This window comes from Flavobacterium sp. GW821-FHT11G01 (genome assembly GCF_058808175.1).
On the sequence record NZ_JBXARK010000007.1, the window covers coordinates 224411 to 246955 of the forward strand.

The window sequence follows — 22545 nt, forward strand, 5'->3', positions numbered from 1 at the left end:
TGTAGTCATTTCAAATTGCTATTTATATACTTTTGCCCCAAATTGTATTTGATGAAGGTTTCAAATTGTATAACGAAATTCCACCATCTTCTGATTCAACAAAACATTTCAACATTGAAATCGCTACATTTTTTTTTAAAAGCTTGTTATTTAGGTAACAAGCTTTTTTTATCGAATTATTACCTTTTAGCTTTTATTCTGAAAATAAAATCTGATAATTATGAAATCGTCAGACAGAATCTTATAAAAAAATTCTTCCTTTTCAATTTTATATTTGTTGTGTCAACCAGTATCACAATTTCTTAAACTATTAAGTTTAGTTTTTATAGTTTGGGCCAGTTCACCGATTTCTCTAACCCATCAATTCTAACCTATGTCACTTTCTAAATACAATAAAAAAAGAGATTTTAAACAAACACAGGAGCCTAAAGGTAAAGTTGAAAAATCAGTAAATAAATTAATTTTTGTAGTGCAAAAACACGCGGCTTCGCATTTGCATTATGACTTTAGACTGGAAATGGATGGTGTTCTTAAAAGTTGGGCCGTTCCAAAAGGACCATCAATGGATCCTGATGTTAAGCGACTTGCTATGATGGTGGAGGATCATCCGTATAGTTACAAAGATTTTGAAGGTACTATTCCGGCTGGAAATTATGGCGCAGGAAATGTAATTGTATGGGATAACGGCACTTATACTCCTTCAGAAAAAACAACATCGCCTGAAAAAACTTTACTGGCAAATTTAAAAAAGGGACGTTTGAGTTTTGTTCTTAATGGAGAAAAACTCAAAGGCGAATTTTCACTGGTTAAATTAAACGGAAAACAGGAAAATGCATGGCTGCTTATCAAAAAAAATGATAAGTATGTTAATGACACAGACATATTGCAAAAAGACAAATCGGTTATTTCGAAAAGAACTTTAGAGGATTTGGGAGAAAAATCAGAAGATATAGTTCCTGGTTCAAAAGAAAATCAAAATGAAAAAACAGCTAAAAAGTCTGATAAACCTGCTGAGTTCATTAAACCAATGTTAGCCACAATTACCGACAAAGCATTTGATAATGAAGACTGGATATTCGAAAACAAATATGACGGCTACAGAACTATTGCCGTGATCAACCCAAATGATGATGTTGAATTATACAGCAGAAATGAAATTTCTTTCAATACCAATTTTAAACCTATTGTCGAAGAATTAAAAAAAATTGATCACGCCGTTGTTTTAGATGGAGAAGTTGTGGTTGAGAATGAAAAAGGTAAAGCTAGTTTTCAATTACTTCAAAATTATCTTAAAACGGGTTTTGGAAATTTAAAATATTATGTGTTCGATTTGTTGAATTTAGATGGAAATCTTATCACTAAATTATCTACTGTCGATCGTAAAGAGCTACTAAAAATTTTATTCAATAAATATCAATTCAGCAATATTTTTTATGCTGATCATTCTGTTGGAGATGGAATAAAACAATTTGAACTTGCTACAAAAAATACAGAAGAAGGTATTGTTGCTAAAAAAGCAGACAGCATTTATTTATCGGACAGACGTACACACGAGTGGCTAAAAATTAAAACCGCCAATCAGGAAGAAGCTATTATTATTGGAATTACTGAACCAAAGAATTCCAGAAAACATTTTGGCGCTATTTTGATGGCGCAATATTATGGTAAACGACTTCAATATATTGGAAAATGCGGTACCGGCTTCACAGAACAAATATTAGAAGAATTGTACACTAAATTGCAACCTTATTTTATTACTGATTCTCCATTAAATGAAAAGACTGGTCTGAGAGATACAATTCAGTGGGTAAAACCAAAATTGGTCTGCCAAATAAAATTTTCTGAATGGACAGGTGATAAACGCCTCAGACATCCAGTCTATCTTGGTTTGAGAATCGACAAAAAGCCCAGTGAAGTTTTTTTACCAACAGCCATTAAAAATACAACTGAATTAAAAAAAGAAGAAAAAATGGATGATACTACTCAAAAAAATAAAACAGAAAATGATTATGATTTGAAAGTGGGTAAAACAGTGCTTCATCTAACTAATCAGAATAAAATCTATTTTCCTGACGATAAAATTACCAAAGGAGATATCGTTCAGTATTATAACGAAGTTGCTGATCTTATACTTCCTTATCTAAAAAATCGTCCGCAATCGATGAATCGTTTTCCAAACGGAATCGCTGGCACCAGCTTTTATCAAAAAGAAGTGGATGTAGAAAAAAGTCCGTCATGGTTAAAAACAAAAAAAATATTCTCAGAATCGAATGATGCTGATGTAAACTATTTGATTTGTAACAATAAGGAAACCTTACTTTATATGGCAAATTTGGGTTGTATCGAAATCAATCCGTGGAACTCCACTATTCAGCATATTGAAAATCCGGATTGGCTTGTAATTGATATTGATCCTGATCAGCAAGATTTTACAGAGGTTGTAAAAACGGCTCTAACCGTAAAAGAAGTGATGGATGAATTAGAAACGGAATGTGTGTGCAAAACTTCAGGCGCATCAGGATTGCATGTTTATATTCCGCTAGGCGCGCAGTATGATTATGATTCGACAAAAATATTAGCCGAATTAATTGCCAAAGAAGTACAATCGCGTTTACCGGACACCACAACTCTGGAACGAAGTATTAAAAAAAGAGATCGTAAAATTTATATTGACTTTTTACAAAACAGACATGGTCAGACTTTGGCAGCACCTTATTCTGTGCGCCCTAAACCTGGCGCAACAGTATCAACTCCTTTAGAATGGAGCGAAGTAAATAACGATTTGCATCCATCACAATTCACTATAAAAAATGTTTTGAGTCGTTTTGAGAAAAAAGGTGATCTATGGACACCTGTTTTAGAAAAAGGAGCCAATGTTAAAAAGATAATTAAAAAAATTGAAGATCGCGATCGAGGTTAAGATGACTTTTTCTTCTTAGTTTCTAAACTTGCTTTCAGCATTTCCATAAGATCGTCTGTTTGTTTGTGGACTACTTTAAGTTCTGCTGGTTTTTTAGGCGCTTTTCCTTTGGCTTTCTTTTTAATAATGTCCAAAAGTTTGGCTGTGTATTCATCTTTAAAACTGCTGATATCAAATTTTTCTGTGAGCTGATCAATTAATTTTTCGGCCATATCCATTTCTTTTGCACTCGTAGATTTAGCGACAGGCGGAAGTTTTAATTCTGACGGATCTCTAACTTCTTGTTCGAAACGGATTCGGTTTAAAACAATTACATTTTTATATGGTTTTAAAATCGCCAGGCTTTCTTTATTTCGGAGCACAAAACTTGTTACTCCAACTTTTCCGGAAGCTGATAGAGCATCTCGAAGTAACGCATAGGCTTTCATAGCTCCTTTGTCAGGTTCCAGAAAATAAGGCTGTTCGTAATAAATACTATCAATATCTTTTTCAATAACAAAACTCTGAATATCTATCGTTTTGGTTTTTACTGCATCAGCAGCCTGAAAATCTTCATCATCCAGAATAACATATTTATCTTCGATTTTATAGCCTTTGATAATATTTCCGTACGCCACTTCTTTACCTGTACTTTCATTAAATCTTTTGAATATGATATTTGAAAGATCTTTTGCATCGAGCATATCCAGATCGAGATTACTTTCCTGCACAGCCGAAAATAATTTAACCGGAATATTAATTAAACCAAAACTGATTGAGCCTGTCCATATTGATCTCATGATTTCACTATTTTAAAATTAAGCTTAAAATTAAATCAGAATTACGATTTTCTCTTATATGATATTGGGAATGTTTTATAAGATGATGGCCTTAAAAACTTCAATATATATTAATCTGCTCCCCCATCAACACTGTCAAATGTTTCTCTTTCTTTTGGTTTAATACTGTACTTAACCGATACCATTGGACCGTAATAAATATCGAATTGAGTTCCATTTGTACGAAGCTGCATTTGACCAATAACACCTGCCAAAAAATGGATATTTTGGGTAATACCTGCTGTATAATATACGGATAGCCTAAAAATATCAAAATTCTCCTTAGCATAATCTTTAGAAGCGAACTTTAGCATTAGCTCTGCATAATAACCAATGTTTGGAGCTAAAAAAAGTGTTTTGCTTTTACTTTGAGGAAGAAAATGATTTACACCAAACCTCATCCTGATTCTCGGTATGGTTTGATGCACACCATTCCGGTCATCAAAGAATTTAGTTTCAAAACGAACCTGCTCAAAGATATTCCCTCTGGGCATATTCTGCGAAAATGTGCTCATTATGATTAATCGCTGTTCGAGAGTTTCATAATTGCCCATTTCTTCTACAGCATATTTCTGATTGTGTGCGTATCCAAGCCACAACTTAATATTTTTAAAACCTGAATAAATAAGCCATGGTCTTACGACAACACGTTGCGTGTATTGAAAAGGATTTTTGGTATCATACGATCCCTGAGTTACTAATTGTACATCGGCCTGACCGCTTAAATCCCATTTTTCATATATGGGAAAAGCAACATCACCTTCAGATATAGAGGCTGGAATGAATCCGACCGTGTAAGGAGGATCCAGTTGCGCTCTTGAAACTTGTGCTACTAATATTATACACAACGAAATAAAAACGTTTTTTAATTGGCTCATATTAATGGATTTTGGAATATAAAAACTTAAAAACACTTATTATCAATAACTTAATTCAAAAAAAATAAAAGAGACTATCAATATTGAATAGTCTCTTTTATTAGCTATCAATTATTTCCTGACAGGTATAAATATCCTGTTTTACTTATCGGCTCATTCAGATAAGTGGTGTAAGTAATCACATAAAAATAAGTTCCGTCCGGTAATCCTTTTTGTTTTGAGACTGTTGCTCTTCCTTCAGAAATACCTCTAAACGCCACGGCATTATTATCATAATTATAAGCATCGTAAACCAAAACTCCCCAACGATCATAAATCTGTACGTAAGCGTTAGTATAACATTCGATTCCATCGATTTTGAAGATTTCATTTTTACCATCGCCATCTGGAGAAACGGCATTGTAAATAGTCACTTTACAAGCATTTAAAGGAAGAATTGTAGGATCATCTTCTAAATTAGAATTATTATCAGAAAGGTCTTTTGCTGTTAATCCATCCGGACTAACGGCAGTAACCTCAGCCTGATTTTCTACAAGTGCGGCATCAATATCTGCAGAAGTTAGAATATAAGTTGCAACAAAAGCAGTTGTATTGGTTTCTCCCTGTCTTAAAATAATAGGCCCTCCGGTTATTGTAATTCCAGGTTTAGGATCTTTTACTACCACGTTTACTAAAACAACATTTCCGGTATTAGTAACAGCAAAATGATAAGTTACGGACTCTCCTATTTCGGCATAACCATTTTTGTTTTCATCATTAAATAGGGCTGTTTTAACAACGGCTATTGAAGGTCGTAATGTCAGATCAATAACTGTTGGATCATCATCGCCGGTTAAAGTTGGATCAGTGCTATCTGAAATATCTGTAACAGGATTTCCTTGTGGATCATCTCCAATTGCAAGAGCCGTATTAATTACTGCACCATTCGCAACATCACTTACTTTAACAGTATAGGATGCCGTTGCCGTGCCTGTCGCACCCGGTGCTAATGTACCCGGTGTTACAGCTATTGAAGTTGCAGTCAGCATCGGATCTGTTATTACTACATTAGTAAGGATTACATTTCCTGTATTTCTAACGGTGAAATTGTAGTTGATTATAGAACCAACACCTCCGGTACCTGTCAACTGTCCGCCTTTAATTAATGTTAAATCTTTAAACTGAGTAACAGGCGTAACGGTTGGATCATCATTACCAATAAGTGTTGGGTCATCACTGTCTGATAAATCCTGAATTGGAGATCCAACTGTAGGTTGCGCTCTGACTAAAGCCTGATTTACAACAAATCCTGCATTGATATCAGCTTGTGTTAACACATAAGTTCCAATATAATTTGTTGTATTAAACTGACCAACAGCTAATGTTCCAATTGAAGCTCCTGTAATAGTTGCTTTTGGATCTGTAATAACAACATTCGTAAGATCTATTGCTCCTGTATTTGTAATGCGGAAAGAATAGCGAATTAATTCTCCTGGCTGCGCATAACCATCACCATTGGTATCAAAGAATACACCTCGTTTAACCAATGTAATTCCGGGTTGTGAAACGGAGATTTTAATCACCGCCTGATCGCAATTTAAGACATTCAGATTTTCACAGATTGAATAAACAATAGTATATATTCCAGATGATGTACCAGCCGGAACACTAACCAATCCTGTTGCCGTATTCAGTGTAGGAACTGCACCTCCAGAAATAGGATCCGCAGGTGATAATACACTTATTTTAACCTGAGATAAAGTTGGTGCTGTATTTTCTAATAAATCATTTGTTAAAACATTTATCACATTTACCGCTCCGTCTAAACCGTTTATTCCGGTTACGGTATCATCGTTGGCGATAATTGGTCCTGAAATAACAGTTACAATAATATCTGCCTGACTACAATTTGATGGATTTAAATTCTCGCAAATAGAATAACGTATTGTATACGTTCCGCTTGGTGTTCCAGCCGAAACACTTACATTTCCTGAAACAACATCTAATGTTGGTACTGGTCCGGCATTAATTGCAGTCGCTGGTGTTACAACTCCTATCGTAATTTCAGACAATTGTGCTGCAACTCCGTTCAGATTATCATTTGTAATTGCATTTATAACATTGGCCTGACCGTTAAAACCATTTATATTGAGAACTGTATCATTATTCGCCTCAATTGCAGTTGCTCTAACCGTAATAAATATTGTGGCATCATCAAAATTTGATGGATTTAAATTCTCTGAAATTCGGTATTGAATGGTATATAATCCAGCCGGAGTTTGCGGCGGAACACTAACAATACCCGTTGCAGGATCTAAAACAGGAACATTAGCATTTCCGTTTACAGGATCTGCGGGATCTAAAATCGTAATTGTAATTTGGCTAATATTTATAGCAGCTACTTTTGCTTTTTTAGCCTCTATTGAAGAATCATTAAACGAGTCATTATCCAAAACATTCAATAAATTTGGAGATCCTACGTAACCATTTGCGTTTAATTCAATATCGTTATTGGCAATAATGGTTGCTGCACTTACGACAACAGTAATATCAGCTTCACTGCAATTGGTTGGATTTAGTTTTTCGCATATTCTATAATGAATAGTATAGGTTCCGTTTGAAGTTCCTGCAGGAATATCAACATTTCCATTGGCGATATTTAAAACCGGAATAGGATTTCCTGCAATATAGTTTGCCGGTGTTGCTGTACTTACTGAAGTACTATTTATTTGAGCTAATTGAATGGCAGCGCCGTTTAGCGAATCATTTGTAAGTGCGTTTATAACGTTGTTTGCACCTGTGTAACCATTTACATTTGGAACGTTATCATTAACAGCAAGAATTGTTGGTCCAACTACCGTAATATAAACCGTAGCATCATTACAATTGGTTGGATTTAAATTCTCACAGATATGATATTTAATTTCATAACTACCTGCCGGAGTTCCTGCCAGAATACTTACTTTTCCTGTCAAAGGTTCTAATGTTGGTACTGGTCCGCCATTTATTGGTGTTGCTGTAGCATCAACAAAAACACTAATTTGACTTAGAGTAGTAGCAGAACCATTAAGTGTGTCATTGGTTAAAACATCTATAGCGTTATTAGTTGCAACATAACCGTTGATATTTGTTAAGGTATCGTCATTCGCTACTATTGCCGGAGCATCAACAATAATTGTTATCGTAGCATCATCAAAGTTTAATAAAGTTGTTGCTTCTCTCAATCTATAGGTGATTGTATATGTTCCTGCCGTAGTTCCTGCCGGAACACTTACAATACCAGTTGCGGCATCTAAGATTGGTACTGTACCACCATTTATAGGGGTTGCACGAACAACATTAGTAATAAGAACATCTCCCGGATTTACCAAAACACCATTTAAAGTATCGTTGTCCAAAGCATTGATCGCATTTGTAGTTCCCACAAAACCATTAATTCCGGTTACATTATCATCAACCGCATCAATTGGTGCCGGAACAACTCTTATTGTAATTACTGCCTGATCACAATTGGTTGAATTTAATCTTCCACAAATTTCATAAGTAATAAAATAGGTTCCTGCGTGCGTACCAGGAGGAACGTCTACATTTCCGGTAAGCTCATTAAAGACAGGAACCGGAGCTCCATTAAATGAACTTGCTGGCGTAATTAATCTTCCTCTGAAATCTGTAAAATCCATTGGAAATCCATCAAACGTATCATTATTATAAGCATTCAATACATTATTTGCTCCTGTATTTCCATTGATATTATCTACCAAATCGTCATTGGCAACAATTGGAGGCACTACTACAAGAATGGTAATAGTCGCTTCATCACAATTTAAAGGATTTAACTTATCGCAAATTAAATATCTAATTTGATAAGTGCCCGCCGGAGTACGTTGTGGAATAGACACCAGTCCGCTTGAAGGCAGTAAGAAAGGAACTGCACCTCCATCAATAGGAGTTGCAGGAGAAACTACTGTTCTTAATACTAAATCAAGATCTGTTAAAAGAGATCCGTCATATCGATCATTAGACGTTAAAGCATTCAACACATTATTTGCTCCACGATACCCATTAACATTGGTAATCACATCATCTTCAGCTAAAATTTGAGGTTGCTCTACAATAATATAAATTGAAGCATTATTACAATTATTTGGGTTTAATTTTTCGCAGATTTCATATTGAATTATATAGGTTCCTGATGATGTTAAAATCGGAACATCTACATTTCCAGTAATGGTATTCAATACAGGCACATTTCCGTTAGTTGAAGTTAAAGGCACAATGGTACCGATATGACGAATATTAACCTGAGAAAATGTAACAGATGCACCATTCAATAAATCATTTGTTAAGGCATTTACCACATTGTTTCCTCCTCTGTACCCATTTATATTCTGTACCAAATCATCGTTGGCAATAATACCTGTGGCTAAAACATTGATTACAATATCAGCCTCGCTACAATTTGTTGGGTTTAGTTTTTCGCAAATTCTATAATGAATAGTGTACGTTCCTGCAGATGTTCCTGCCGGAATATCTACATTTCCTGTTAAGCTATTCAATACCGGAACAGGATTACCAGAAACATAATCTACTGGTGTTGCAGTGCTCAATGATGTAATATCAATTTTAGTTAATTGAATATCCATTCCATTTAATCTGTCGTTTGTAATGGCATTTATTACGTTATTAGCTCCTACAAAGCCATTAATATTATTTACAGCATCATTATTGGCAATAATAGTTGGCACTATAACATTTATGGTTATTTCGGTTGTATCTAAATTAGCTGTATTTAGATTTTCACTTAAAGTATATTCAATATTATAAGTTCCTGCTGCCGTACCTGCCGGAACACTTACACTTCCTGTTAAAGGATCTAAGACAGGAATTGCTCCGCCATTAATTGGAATCGCAGGAATAACATTACTGATGGTCACTTGTGAAGGAATTACAGCAACTCCGTTTAACGTATCATTCGTTAAAGCGTTTACAACATTTGTTGCTCCAACAAAACCATTGATATTATTAACCGTGTCATTAACAGCATCAATTGGTGCTCCAACCACGTTAATAAATACGGTAGCATCATCACAATTGGTTGGATTTAGTTTTTCGCAAATATGATATTTAATTTCATAGTCGCCAGCCGGAGTTCCTGCCGGAATACCTATCGTTCCGGTTAATGGTACTAATACAGGAACTAGTCCGCCATTAATTGAAGTCGCTGGAGTATCTACCGTAATTGCAACCTGATTTAAGTTGGTACTTAGTCCGTTAAGAGTGTCATTTGTTAAAACATTTATAGCATTTAAAGTTGTAATGTAACCATTAATATTTGCAACTGTATCGTCATTGGCTTCAATAAGTGGAGCTATAACTTCGATCGTAATTATTGCTGTATCATTATTGCTAAGGTTTAATTTCTCTCTTAAACGATATGTAATAGAATAACTACCAGCCGCAGTACCCGCAGGGACACTAACATTTCCTGTAGCAGGATCCAAAATAGGAACTGGACTTCCATTAATAGGAGTTGCTGTTGTCAGCACATTTATCTCTACTTCTGAAGGATTCACCAGAACACCATCTAAGGTATCATTGTTCAAAGCGTTTATAGCACTTGGATTTCCAACAAATCCATTTATAGCAGCAAAAGGAGTATCATCTTCCGCAATAATTTGCGCCGGAACTACCGTAATAGTTATCGTTGCATCATCACAATTGTTTATATTCAGATTTTCACAAATCTTGTAAACAAATTTATATTCTCCGGCAGGGGTTAACGGAGGAACGCTAACAAAACCTGTTGCAGTATCAAATGAAGGAATTGGCCCTCCATTTATGGAGCTTGGACCAGATATAACTGTTGTTGTTATTTTACTAAGATCAAGTGCTCCTCCATTTAATAAATCATTATCGTATGCATTTAAAATATCTGTTGCACCAGCATAACCATTTATATTTGCTACAGCATCATCTGTAGCAATAATTCTGGGCGCGATTACATTTATAGTAATAATAGCATCATCACAATGGCCTGGATTAAGATTTTCGCACAATTGATATTTAATTTGATATTGTCCTGCGGGAGTTCCTGGCGGAACATTCACTCTTCCGGTAGCTACGATCAATTCAGGAACCGGACCACCATTTATAGAAGTAGCCGGACTCAGGATTGTTGGTGTAAGTACACCCACTAAGGTTATATTTACAAGGTTTCCATTAAAAAAATCATTGCTCGTATAGGCATTAATTATATTTGCTGCCCCCTCAAAACCATTAACATTATTAATCACATTATCATTGACAAGAAGTGATGCAGCATCGACAACAATTGCAATACTGGCATCTGAACAATTGGTTGGATTTAATTTTTCGCAAATATGATAGGTAATGTAATACGTGTGAGCAGGAGTTTTCTCTGGTATCGTTACCCATCCTGTTGTTGTGCTGAATATAGGTACATTAGCTCCCGGATACAAAGGAGTCGCAGCTGATTCTTGTGTTATTGTTATGTCATTAAAAGTTGTCGGGTTTATTGGTATGTTATTTAATTCATCATTCTGTATTGCATTTATAGCATTCATCTGACCAATAAATCCATTTATATCTTCGACAGCATCATCATTGGCATCAATATTTGCAACTCCCACTGGTATTACAATTCTTGCCGTATCACAATTTCCCGGAGCAGCTATTTCACATATTCTGTATTCTATTTCGTAAAGACCACTTACCGTTCCTGCCGGTACATCAACATCACCAGTTGTAGTATTTAAAACAGGAACTAATAAAATTGATGGATCAACTGGTAATGCAGGATGAACCACAGATATTTGAACATTTGAAGTAGTTGCTGGTAAAGTAGCCAGTTTATCATTCGTTAGTACATTTATAACGCCTATATTATCTACTGATCCATTCAATATTGTCGGAACAATATCAATTACCGCATCAATTCCAGAAGTTGTTACTATTATTGTTTCTGTCGCAGAAGAGCAGTTTGAAGGATTTGTATTTTCGCAAATTGTGTACGTAAGTGTATAATAATCTGCTGGTGTTGCTGCCGCTACAGAAATAGTATTTGTACCAGGATCAAAAGTTAAATAACTTGAAATCGAATTTATCGTTACAGTTACATCTGCCGGATTTAAAATCACTCCGTTTATTAAATCAGAATCTAAAATGGTATGTGTTCCGGTATTTCCACCTGTATCTCCAGAAATTGAGGCAAACGTTTCAGGAATAGCACAAATTCCATTAAAAATAGTGAATGCTGTACTTGGAGATATACACGTATTTAAACCAATCTTTCTAACATAAATTTGTTTAATTCCGGGTGTAAGATTATCAAAAATATTGCTGAATTGAAAAGTTGTGCCATCTATACTGTATTCAAAACCAGTTCCTAAATCAGGATTGGTAATGGCAATTGTTCCGCTTGCATTTGCACATGTTGGCTGTTGTATAACATCTCCAATTGGAGCCACTGGAAAATCAAAAACCTCCAATGTTACCTCATTTGAAATGGTTTGACAACCTGCTTCTGCTTGAGAGATTAAAACTCTGAAATATCGATTTCCTACTGTTGCATAGGTTGGCGTTGTATAGGAAGCTGTTGTTGCTCCTGTTCCGTCAGTAACATTAGTATAGGGACCGGATAAAGCTGTTGCTGTTTGCCATTGGTATAATATCGTTCCTGGAGGTATATTTCCTGAAGCGGTAACTGTAAAAGTATTGGTTTGGTTGATACATACTTCTCCATCTATAGGTTGTACACTTATTAGAGGAGATTCAAAAGTATTAACCAGAGCCGGATTCGAATTTGCAACACCACAACCAATGCCTGAATCAGTTACCTGCAATCTGTAATAAGTATCCATAGTTACAAGACCGGTCGTATAAGTTGTTGTATTAGCTCCGGAACCATCTGTTACATTTGCCCATCCGGTTGTTCCATCCAAAGATCTTTGCCATTGATAAGTAAAATTCCCTGAACCATTGGTTGCACCTGATGACATTGTAAATGTTCCTCCTTCGCAAATATTACCTCCTGTTGGTTGGGTTGTAATAACAGGATCCGGAATTACAGTTGCTATTACCACATTAGTAGTAAGCGTGCAAGATGGGCTTGATGAAGTTATTACAGCACGATAATAAGTCGTAACTGTTAATGCGTTTGAAGTATAGTTTGTTGTATTGCCTCCTGTTCCGCCAGAAACATTTGTCCAGCCTGTTGTACCGTCTAATGAACTTTGCCATTGATAGGCGAATGTTGCAGAACCGCCGTTAGCTGATGCTGATGTTGACAACGAAATTGTTCCGCCAACACAAACCGTAGGTGGAGTAACGGGCTGTGTGACAATACTCGGAATAATAACTCCGGAAATGCTTGAAGTTACCGAATCACATCCCTGCGTATTATCCGAAATGACTACCTGATAATATGTGTTTTGAGTTAAAGCCGGAGTTGTATAAGAAGATGAAGTTGCTCCCGAAATATTGGTAAATGGTCCTGCCAGTACCAAAGAATTTTTCCATTGATAAGTATAATTTCCTGAGCCTCCACTTGCAGCTACATTTAAAGTTGCAGTTGAACCACTACAAATATTAGTTCGTAATACAGGCTGAGTAGTAATGAAAATATCTGATAAAACAACTACTGTAGCCACAGAAGAAGTTACAGTTGTACAGCCATTTCCACTTGCAGAAACGGCAACTCTGTAATAAGTAGTTTGTGTTAAAGCTGGCGTCACATAAGTTGCTGAAGTGGCTCCAGAAATAGCAGAAAAATTAATATTATCTGTACTGTTAGACCATTGATACGTTAAACTTGGTGTACCGTTTGTAGCGGTTACAGTTAATGTATGACTTCCACCGGAACAAATTGTTGTTCCCGTTGGCTGAACTGTAATTGTCGGATCAGGGACAACTGTTGCTTGTAGTACATTAGAGGTTAAGGTACAATTTGTCGTTGATGAGGTAACGATACAGCGATAAAAAGTATTTGTTGATAATACTCCTGATGTATAGGCATTTGTAGTCGCTCCTGTTCCATCAGTAACATTTGCCCAACCCGTTGTTCCGTCTGGTGAGCTTTGCCATTGATAACTCAATGTTCCTGCGCCTCCGTTTAAAGAAGCAGTAATATTTAGATTTACAATTCCTCCAACACAAATTGGTGCTGGTGTCGTTGGTTGTGCAGTAATTGTTGCTACAAATACCGGAACTGCATCTGAAAAAGTTTCGCATCCGTTAAGAGATTGTGTAACCTGTACTCTGTAATATAAAGTTGAGGTTAAAGCAGCTGTAGTATAAGTATCTGAATTTGCTCCTGTTCCCCCTGTTACGTTGGTCCATCCGCTTGCTCCATCAGTAGAACTTTGCCATTGATAAGCTAAATTTCCACCCAAAGAATCTGAAGAAACCGCAACTGTCATAGTATGGGTTCCTCCTGAGCAAATGGTATTTCCTACTGGTTGTTGTGTCACAACCGGATCCGCAATAACGTCAACCAAAACTCCATTTGAAGTTGTCGTACCACAACCATTTCCTGTAGCTGAAACTTCAACTCTGTAATAGGTATCAACCGTAAGAGCTGGTGTTGTAAAAGTACTTGAAGTTGCACCAGATATTATGCTAAATGTATTATTATCTGAACTGCTATACCATTGATAATTTAAACCTGGTGTACCGCCTGTAGCCGCTACTGACAAAGTCGTGGTTCCACCTGTACAAATAATTGCAGGCAATGGTTGTACTGTAATTACCGGATCGGGAACAACTGTTGCTGTTACTGTATTTGAAGTCAACGTACAATTTGTTATTGATGAGGTAACCAAACATCTGAAATTAGTATTTCCTGTTAAAGGATCTGAAGTGAAATTTGGAGTTGTTGCTGATGCATTACTTTCGTTAACAAAACCAGAACCAGAATCACTTTGCCATTGATAACTCAATGTTCCTGAACCTCCGTTTAAAGAAGCAGTAATGCTGATATTTACAATACCTCCAATACAAATTGCTGGCGGAGCTATCGGTTGTGCAGTAATTGTCATTACATTGACTAAAGCCGGATCTGAAAAAGTTTTGCAGCCACTTCCACTTTGTGATATTCTGGCTCTAAAATATAAGTTTGAAGTTAAAGTAGCAGTTGTATAACTAGTTGTTGTCGCGCCTGTTCCGCCTGTTACATTGGTCCAGCCAGAAATTCCATCTGCAGAACTTTGCCATTGGTAATCAATTGCGCCTGCAGCCGAATTTGTAGTTGTTGCAGCAACAGTCATCGTGTGCGTTTCACCGGAACAAATAGTATTGCCAACTGGCTGAGTTGTAACTACAGGATCGGCAATAATTGTAAGTGTGGCTACAGTACTACTTATTTGAGTACACGAATTAGAAACATTTACCCGATAATAATATTCTCCAATTGTTAAACTACTTGCTGTTGTATAAGAGGCATTCGTTTGACCTGAAATATCAGACCAAGCCGTAACACCATCGGCCGAGCTTTGCCATTGATAACTATAAGGTGTCAAACTTCCTGAAGGAGTTGTGCTTAATGTTATCGTTCCATCCTGACAAATGGTAGTATTTGCTGGTAAAGCAGAAGTCGTTAAATCGGATGGTTTTGTAATTTGAATCTCATCAGAATATGGAGTACATGTACCATTTGAAATGGTCCATTTTAATCTCGTAATTCCTTCTGAAATTCCGTTAACCGTTGTATTATAAAGACCAGGATTGGTTATAACAGCTGTATTTCCTGCATTTAAAACAAATGTCCAGGTACCTGTGGCTGTTAAAGGATCGTTTCCGTTTAAAGTTGTTGTTGACGTATTACAAATAGTCTGGTCTACGCCTGCATCTGCTAGAGGTGGCAGCTCATTTATGGTTACAGTAACATCACTTGAACTTGGCGGACAGGTTCCACTTGAAATAGTCCATCTAAAAACATACACTCCGGCCTGCGTTCCTAATACACCGGTTGTAGGTGATGTTGCATCAGCAAATACTGCTGTGGTTCCTCCTGAAACCTGTGTCCATAATCCTGTACCAATTGTTGGAACATTTCCGGCTAAATTCACCGGTTGAAACTGACATACTGAAAATGCGGTTCCGGCATTAGAAACAGACGGTAAAGGATCAACCGTCAATGTCATATCATCAAAAAAAGTACAACTAAGATTTGTTGATGACCATCGCAATACATAAGTTCCTGCTGCATTCGGAGTAAAGATAGCCGTTGGATTTGCAGTGTTAGAAAAAGATCCACCTGCCACATGTCCGCTAAATATTGACCATGCTCCGGTTCCTACTGTAATAGTATTTGCGGCTAAAGTTGCCGTTTCTGATGCACAAATATTTTGATCTGGTCCTGCATCTGGTGTTGTCAAATCTGCTGTTACAGTAATTTGAACAGTATCTGTTGTTGGCGAACAAATTGTACCGTTGGTCACAGTCCATCTAAAAATATAAACTCCACCTGTTACGGTTAAATTAGAAACTGTTGTTGCAGGTAAAATCTCTGAACTAAAGACAGCTGTAGTTGGCCCGGAATCCTGTGTCCATTTTCCGGTTCCTACTGTTGGAGCCGTTGCCAAAAGATTTGTTGTTGATCCGCAAATTACATCATCGCCTCCTGCATTAGCTATCGAAGGTGCATCAGAATAAACTACTCTTACCTGATCAGAGTTACTACAAGTTCCTGAACTTACTTTCCAATTAAAAACATAAATTCCAAAACCCGGATTACTATATATGGCATTAGGATCATTCACATCTGAAAAAGTTCCCACATTCTGGCCTGCTAAAACAGTCCATTCTCCAGTTGTTCCTACATCTGGCGGAGTTGCTGCAAGCTGAATTTGCTGAATGGCTAAATTAGCAGCACATAAATCCTGATCTGGACCTGCGTTTGGAGGTGTTGAGACACTTCCGTTGATGGTTACCGTAATATCATCAGAGGTTTCAGGACATCCTCCCTCAGCTGCAATAGTATATCTAAAAACATAAACTCCCGGAATCAAACCATTAACTGCGGCACTATTATTTCCTGTCGTTATTACTGTTGGCGTATTTGGCCCTGAAACATAAGTCCAGGTTCCTGTACTACCATCATTTCCCTTTAAATAAAGTGGTCCAACTAAACAAGTCGCAAAATCAGATCCAGCGGCGGCCGGTTCTTTTACAGTTATACTTACCTGATCTGTACTTTCCGGACAGCCCAAACCATTATATGTTTTCCATTCCAGAATATAGATTCCGGTTATTAAATTTGATAAGGTTGAAGTTGGTGATGTCAAATTTGAAAAAACTGGTGAATTCGGACCTGAAACCAGTGACCATAATCCACTTCCAACTGTTGGTGGAGCTGCTGCCAATGTAACACTAGATGAATTACATGTTGTCTGATCGGGACCTGCATCTGCTGTTGATGGAGCTTCTCCTATATTTAATTTTACCGAATCTGTCGAAGCATTACATACACCTCTTGAAATAGTCCATTTATAAGTCCATGATCCTGCTGTTAATCCTGTTATGGTTGTTGTTGGACTAGTAGGATTGGTAATCACTGGTCCATCTCCTCCACTCACAAATTCCCACAAACCCGTTTCTCCTGCAGCTGTTGTATTTCCTGTCACGGTTACCGTACTCCCACATACATTTTGATCCGGTCCTGCCTGTGCGACAGTAATCGCAGGAGCAATTGTAACCGCTACAGTATCAGAATTATCAACACATCCTACATTTGAAACTGTCCAGGTAAACTCATAATCTCCATCACTTAGTCCGGTAACTGTTGTATTGAATTGGTTCGGATTAGTTATGTTTGCCGGAGCACCCGAAGCTTGCGTCCATAATCCCGTTCCCGGAGCAGGATTATTAGCGGCTAAAGTTATTGTGGAGGTTCCTGTTGGACCACATTGGTCTGGTCCTGCATTTGCATTGGCGCCTTCCGAATTATTAGTATTAACATCAACAGTGTCTGAACTTGAACCACAACCATTTACAATAGTCCATGTAAATGTATAAATAGTATTTGCTGTCAAACCTGAAGCAATGGCATTTGGATCATTGGCATTGCTAAAAGTAATTCCTGCACTTGGTGTAACGGTCCATGTTCCTGTTTCACTGCTAATAGTAGCATTTCCCTGCAATTGAACTGGTGCTCCGTAACAAACAGACTGGTCATTTCCTGCATTAGCTGTAGTTGGTGTTGCGTTAGATACAATTACATCCGTAATGCTTTGTGAAACATCACATGCCCCACCGCCTGAAATAGTCCATCTAAATCTATAAACACCACTCACCAAAGGCGAAGCTGTTGTTGTAGGGTCGTGAACATCAGTAAAAACAACTATACCAGGACCTGTAACCTGCGACCACGTACCTTGTCCTTTTGTCGGGATATTTCCTGCTAACTCTACTTGGGTATCATTACAAGGTAAAACTTGCCTTGTAGCAGCATTTGAACCTGTTGGTTCAGCAGATACTATTAAAGCAACATCATCATATATGGTTTCACATTGACTACCCGGATTTGGGTTTTTTATTACTCTGACAATATAAGTTCCGGAATATATTAATTGATCTACAATGAAACTACTACCTGAAAAATTCACCAGAGGTGTTGGATACGATGGATAAGGTGGATTTAAAATAGGATTTATAATCGGACCACTTACAATTTGCCAACTCATTTGGCCATCTCCTGTTGAAGTAACAGGAATTGTTGCTTCTGAAACATTACAGTCTAATATCTGATCTGGTCCCGCTGATACAGCAATTACATCTTCTAAAATAACAACAAATGTTCCTGTACTAACACAATTTGTTGTGCTATTGGTTAGAGTATATGAATACGTATATGTGCCTGTTGTAGTCATGCCGGTAACAACAGTCGAAGGTGAAGTCGGATTTACGATGGTTGAAGCTGGCCCACCAGTTTGTGTCCATTGTACGGTTTCGTTTACATACAAAGGTGCAGTTCCCTGTAAAACGGTAGAAGTTCTTCCATCACAATAGTAAGATGTAGCGCTATTTACATTTGTAATATCGGCTGTTGGTGGCGGAACTGTAACCGAAACCTCATCGACACCATTTGCACATGTACCTGCCACAGTCCATCTAAAGACATAAGTTCCTTCAACAAGACCACTAACATTGGTATTATTATCATTGGCATTTGCAAAAGTGGGAACAGTTGGTCCTGAAACAACAGTCCATGTTCCTTGTTGCTGTCCTGGTGTATTTCCTCCAAAACTTCCGTTTAAATTTACGTTTTGGGTGGCCGAATAACAATTTGAGAGTGTAATATCTGTTCCCGCTGTAACGGGTTCTACACCTCCTAAAGTAGAAATAACCACTTCATCAGACGAATCACAACCTGATGACGTATTGGATAAAGTCCAGGTCAAAGTTGTATTCCCGGCTGAATTACCAGAAACTGTAATAGTTGTATTTGGAGAATTGGGATTATTAATTGTAACTCCTGCATTATTAGCACCATTAACAGTCCATATTCCTGTTTCATTGGCACCAGGTGTGTTTCCATTTAAAGGATAAGTGCCCTGACAATACGTTTGATCTGTACCTGCATTTGCAAAAGTAATAGGTAAAATGGTAATAAAAACATCATCAAAAACGGTTGCGCCGTCTGCACAAGTAGCGGTTAACCTAAATCCATAGGTGTTTCCCGGTACGGCGCCTGTAACTAAAGTCTGAACAGCATTAGGAAGAAGGATATTTACTGAGTTACCGGATATTTGTGTCCAGATAGGATTTTGCAAATAAGTCCCCTGAGAATTTGCAGTTCCTAATAAAGCAAATACATCTGGCGGAAGCGATGCCAATCCACCTGGGCATAGCGATCTGTCTGTATTGGCATTAACCGTACAATTTTGAGAAAATGCAAAAAATGGCAATAGAAAAAATAGAAATACTAATTTTTTTTTAGCCGTTCTAAATTCAATCAAAGAGTAAAGTAATTTCATAAATCTTCAGTTTAATTTAAAAATGAAATTTATAATCAAAGGCGCTTAGCAATCGGATTTTTAATTTTATCATTTCATCGCAGACTAAAATCAGATAACATTTGGGGCTGTTAAATGATAGTAAGAATACCTGCAAAAAAGAAATAATAGAACATCAACAGGTGATAAATAAAAATTAAGAGCAATTAAAATTGAATCTTAATTTTAAAAATATTAGTAGGGTTCCAGTATTATTAAACTAACACATCGTAAAACATAAATACATCGTAAATTTTTACTATTTACATCTTAAAAAAAACAGTGTTGTCTTTAATATTTATTTATAAACATAAAATTAGGAAAAAATTCAAAATTTTATCTTAAAAGTCTGTTCCATTTTATAAAATGCAACCTGTTTAATGCTAAACAATTCTTAGTTTTTGTAAACATTGTGTAATTTTATTTATCCTCATTACAAAGCAATTCAAAACAAAATGAATCAATAATTTAAATCATTTTTTCACTTCTTTTTTTGATAATTAATAAACTACCAATGTTATGAAAAGTAAATTTTTACTATTACAATTTGCTGTATTGCTTTCATTTTGTTTAGCGAAAGCGCAGGATAAATCTTCAACAGGAAATTGGCCTGACAGAACTGTTTTACCTATTGAAGCCTATCAAAAGGTTGGTAAAGTTGAGCCAAATATTAAGGATTCAGACCCTATTGAATGGCCTAAAGAAATTAGTGCTCCGGAAGGCGCTCCTAATGTATTATTAATTCTTATTGATGATGTTGGTTTTGGAGCAACTTCTACCTTTGGAGGACCAGTGCCAACACCTAATTTTGATGCTCTTGCTAAAAACGGACTTCAGTATAATCGTTTTCATACCACAGCAGTTTGTTCTCCTTCAAGAGCAGCATTAATTACAGGTAGAAATCACCATACAGCAGCGACAGGCATTATCATGGAATTTTCAACCCCATATCCGGGATACAATAGTTTAGTACCAAAAAGCGTAGCTACTATCGGAAAAATTTTAACTGACAATGGCTATGGAACCTCTTGGTTTGGTAAAAATCATAATGTACCGGATTGGCAATCAACACCTGCCGGACCATTTTACCTTTGGCCAACTGGTTTAGGTTTTGAATATTTTTACGGATTCCTGGGTGCTGATGCCCATCAGTTTAGACCTTCTCTTATTGAAGGAACAAAACCTATAGATCCTTATTTGGTAGATGGCAAGGTAGATCCTAATTATATTTTAGACAAAGACTTAGCAAATCATGCTATAAAATGGATTCAGACACAAAAAGCGGTTTCTCCAAATAAGCCATTTTTTGCTTATTACACTCCGGGAACAGCACATGCACCACATCAGGCACCGAAGGAATGGATTGCAAAATTTAAAGGAAAATTTGATCAGGGTTTTGACAAACAACGTATTGCAACATATGAAAATCAAAAGAAATTAGGAATTATTCCTAAAGACGCAAAACTGGCACCAACTCCTGACGACTATCAAAAATGGGACGCACTTAGTCCGAATATGAAAAAAGTTGTAGCGCGGGAAATGGAAGTGTATGCTGCACAATTGGCCTATTGTGATAACCAGATTGGCAGGGTAATTCAGTCTATTAAAGATCTTGGAGAACTTGACAATACGCTTATTATTTATATTATGGGTGATAATGGAGCAAGTGCCGAAGATCCAACAGGGCAAGGATTGACAAGTGAAATTGGAATTATGGTTAATGGAGAAAAAGATACCGAAGAATTTATGCTGAAAAATTTAGATGAATTTGGAGGACCATGGACACAGGAACATTATTCTCAAAGCTGGGCACATGCAATGAATACACCATATCAATGGGATAAAAAAATAGCATCTCATTTGGGAGGTACAAGAACCGGAATGGTGATTTCATGGCCAAAAAGAATCAAGCAAACAGGGCAAATTCGTAGTCAATATGCGCATATTACAGATATAGTTCCTACTATTCTGGAAGCGGCGAATATTCCTGCTCCTACTTCTGTAGATGGATTTAAACAGGTGCCAATGGCCGGAAAAAGTCTTGTATACAGTTTTGATAATGCAACAGCTCCTGAAACGCATACTACTCAATACTACGAAATTATTGCCAACAGAGGTATATACAAAGACGGCTGGCTGGCCAATACAACTCCAAGAAACTTACCTTGGCAAGGACATCCTATTCCGTCAGAAGATCCTATGAAAGATTACAAATGGGAATTATATGATCTTAAAAAAGATTTTAGTCAGGTAGATAATGTTGCAGAAAAAAATTCGGAAAAATTAAAAGAGCTCCAAAAAGCCTTTTTAGAAGAAGGAAGAAAGTTTAACGTATTTCCGTTAGATGACCGTTATATAGACAGAGTAAATCCGGAAAATCGTCCGAATTTAAATAAAGGAAGAACGAGCTATGTATACCACGAAGGAAATTCGCGAATTACGGAAGGAATGGCTCCTAATATGAAGAACACTTCATTTAGTATTACAGCAGATATAGAAGTTAAAGCAGGTGACGAAGGAATGATTATAACTCAAGGTGGCTATTTTGCAGGTTTAGCTTTAATGCTGCAAAAGGGTAAACCTACTTTTGCCTATGCTTTTTCTCATTATCCACAGTCAAAATGGTCTGTACAATCGCCAACTGCTTTAACAGCCGGCAAACATAATGTTACGGTCAATTTTGATTATGCCGGAGGCGGTGCAGGAAAAGCCGCTAAAGTTACATTACTAGTAGACGGTAAAGTAGTAGCCAAAGGTGATATCCCAAAAACAGTTCCAAGTAGATTTTCAGCTGATGAAACTTTAGATGTTGGTGAAGATTTCGGTACACCAGTAAACAGAACTTATGATGTACCATTTACTTTTCAGGGAGAAATAGATAAAGTTACAGTGAATTTAAAATCTTAAATAGTAAAGATAATCTTTCCTATAATTCACAA

The 22545-nt window shown here is 36.8% G+C and carries 5 protein-coding genes; 2 read left to right on the top strand and 3 right to left on the bottom strand.

Annotated features, from left to right (window positions below; genetic code table 11):
* Positions 1-373: 373 nt before the first annotated feature.
* Positions 374-2920, top strand: a complete 2547-nt coding sequence (ligD, locus tag AC1RRN_RS14420) for a DNA ligase D (RefSeq protein ID WP_492967964.1) — start codon at positions 374-376, stop codon at positions 2918-2920.
* On the opposite strand, the gene ku is transcribed toward ligD, so the two are convergent.
* The 3 genes from ku to AC1RRN_RS14435 all read right to left on the bottom strand — a co-directional run bounded on the left by ku (position 2917) and on the right by AC1RRN_RS14435 (position 19588).
* Positions 2917-3699: a non-homologous end joining protein Ku gene (ku, locus tag AC1RRN_RS14425; protein ID WP_492967965.1), complete on the bottom strand. Its 783-nt coding sequence runs from the start codon at positions 3697-3699 to the stop codon at positions 2917-2919. The two genes, ligD and ku, sit on opposite strands and share 4 nt — an antisense overlap.
* 110 nt (positions 3700-3809) lie before the next feature.
* Positions 3810-4616, bottom strand: a complete 807-nt coding sequence (locus AC1RRN_RS14430; RefSeq protein WP_492967966.1) for a DUF2490 domain-containing protein — start codon at positions 4614-4616, stop codon at positions 3810-3812.
* A 107-nt stretch (positions 4617-4723) separates the two neighbouring features.
* On the bottom strand, positions 4724-19588 hold the full coding sequence (locus AC1RRN_RS14435; RefSeq protein WP_492967967.1) for a DUF8696 domain-containing protein: 14865 nt from the start codon (positions 19586-19588) through the stop codon (positions 4724-4726).
* Positions 19589-20125: 537 nt separating this feature from the next.
* On the opposite strand from AC1RRN_RS14435, the gene AC1RRN_RS14440 reads away from it, so the two are divergent.
* Complete coding sequence (locus tag AC1RRN_RS14440; protein ID WP_492967968.1) at positions 20126-22513, top strand: arylsulfatase; 2388 nt, start codon at positions 20126-20128, stop codon at positions 22511-22513.
* Positions 22514-22545 lie beyond the last annotated feature (32 nt).

Excerpts from the sequence above, each read along its gene's own strand:
- AC1RRN_RS14430 (WP_492967966.1), bottom strand. The coding sequence starts at position 4,616 with ATGAGCCAATTAAAAAACGTTTTTATTTCGTTGTGTATAATATTAGTA.
- ku (WP_492967965.1), bottom strand. The coding sequence starts at position 3,699 with ATGAGATCAATATGGACAGGCTCAATCAGTTTTGGTTTAATTAATATT.
- AC1RRN_RS14440 (WP_492967968.1), top strand. The coding sequence starts at position 20,126 with ATGAAAAGTAAATTTTTACTATTACAATTTGCTGTATTGCTTTCATTT.
- ligD (WP_492967964.1), top strand. The coding sequence starts at position 374 with ATGTCACTTTCTAAATACAATAAAAAAAGAGATTTTAAACAAACACAG.
- AC1RRN_RS14435 (WP_492967967.1), bottom strand. The coding sequence starts at position 19,588 with ATGAAATTACTTTACTCTTTGATTGAATTTAGAACGGCTAAAAAAAAA.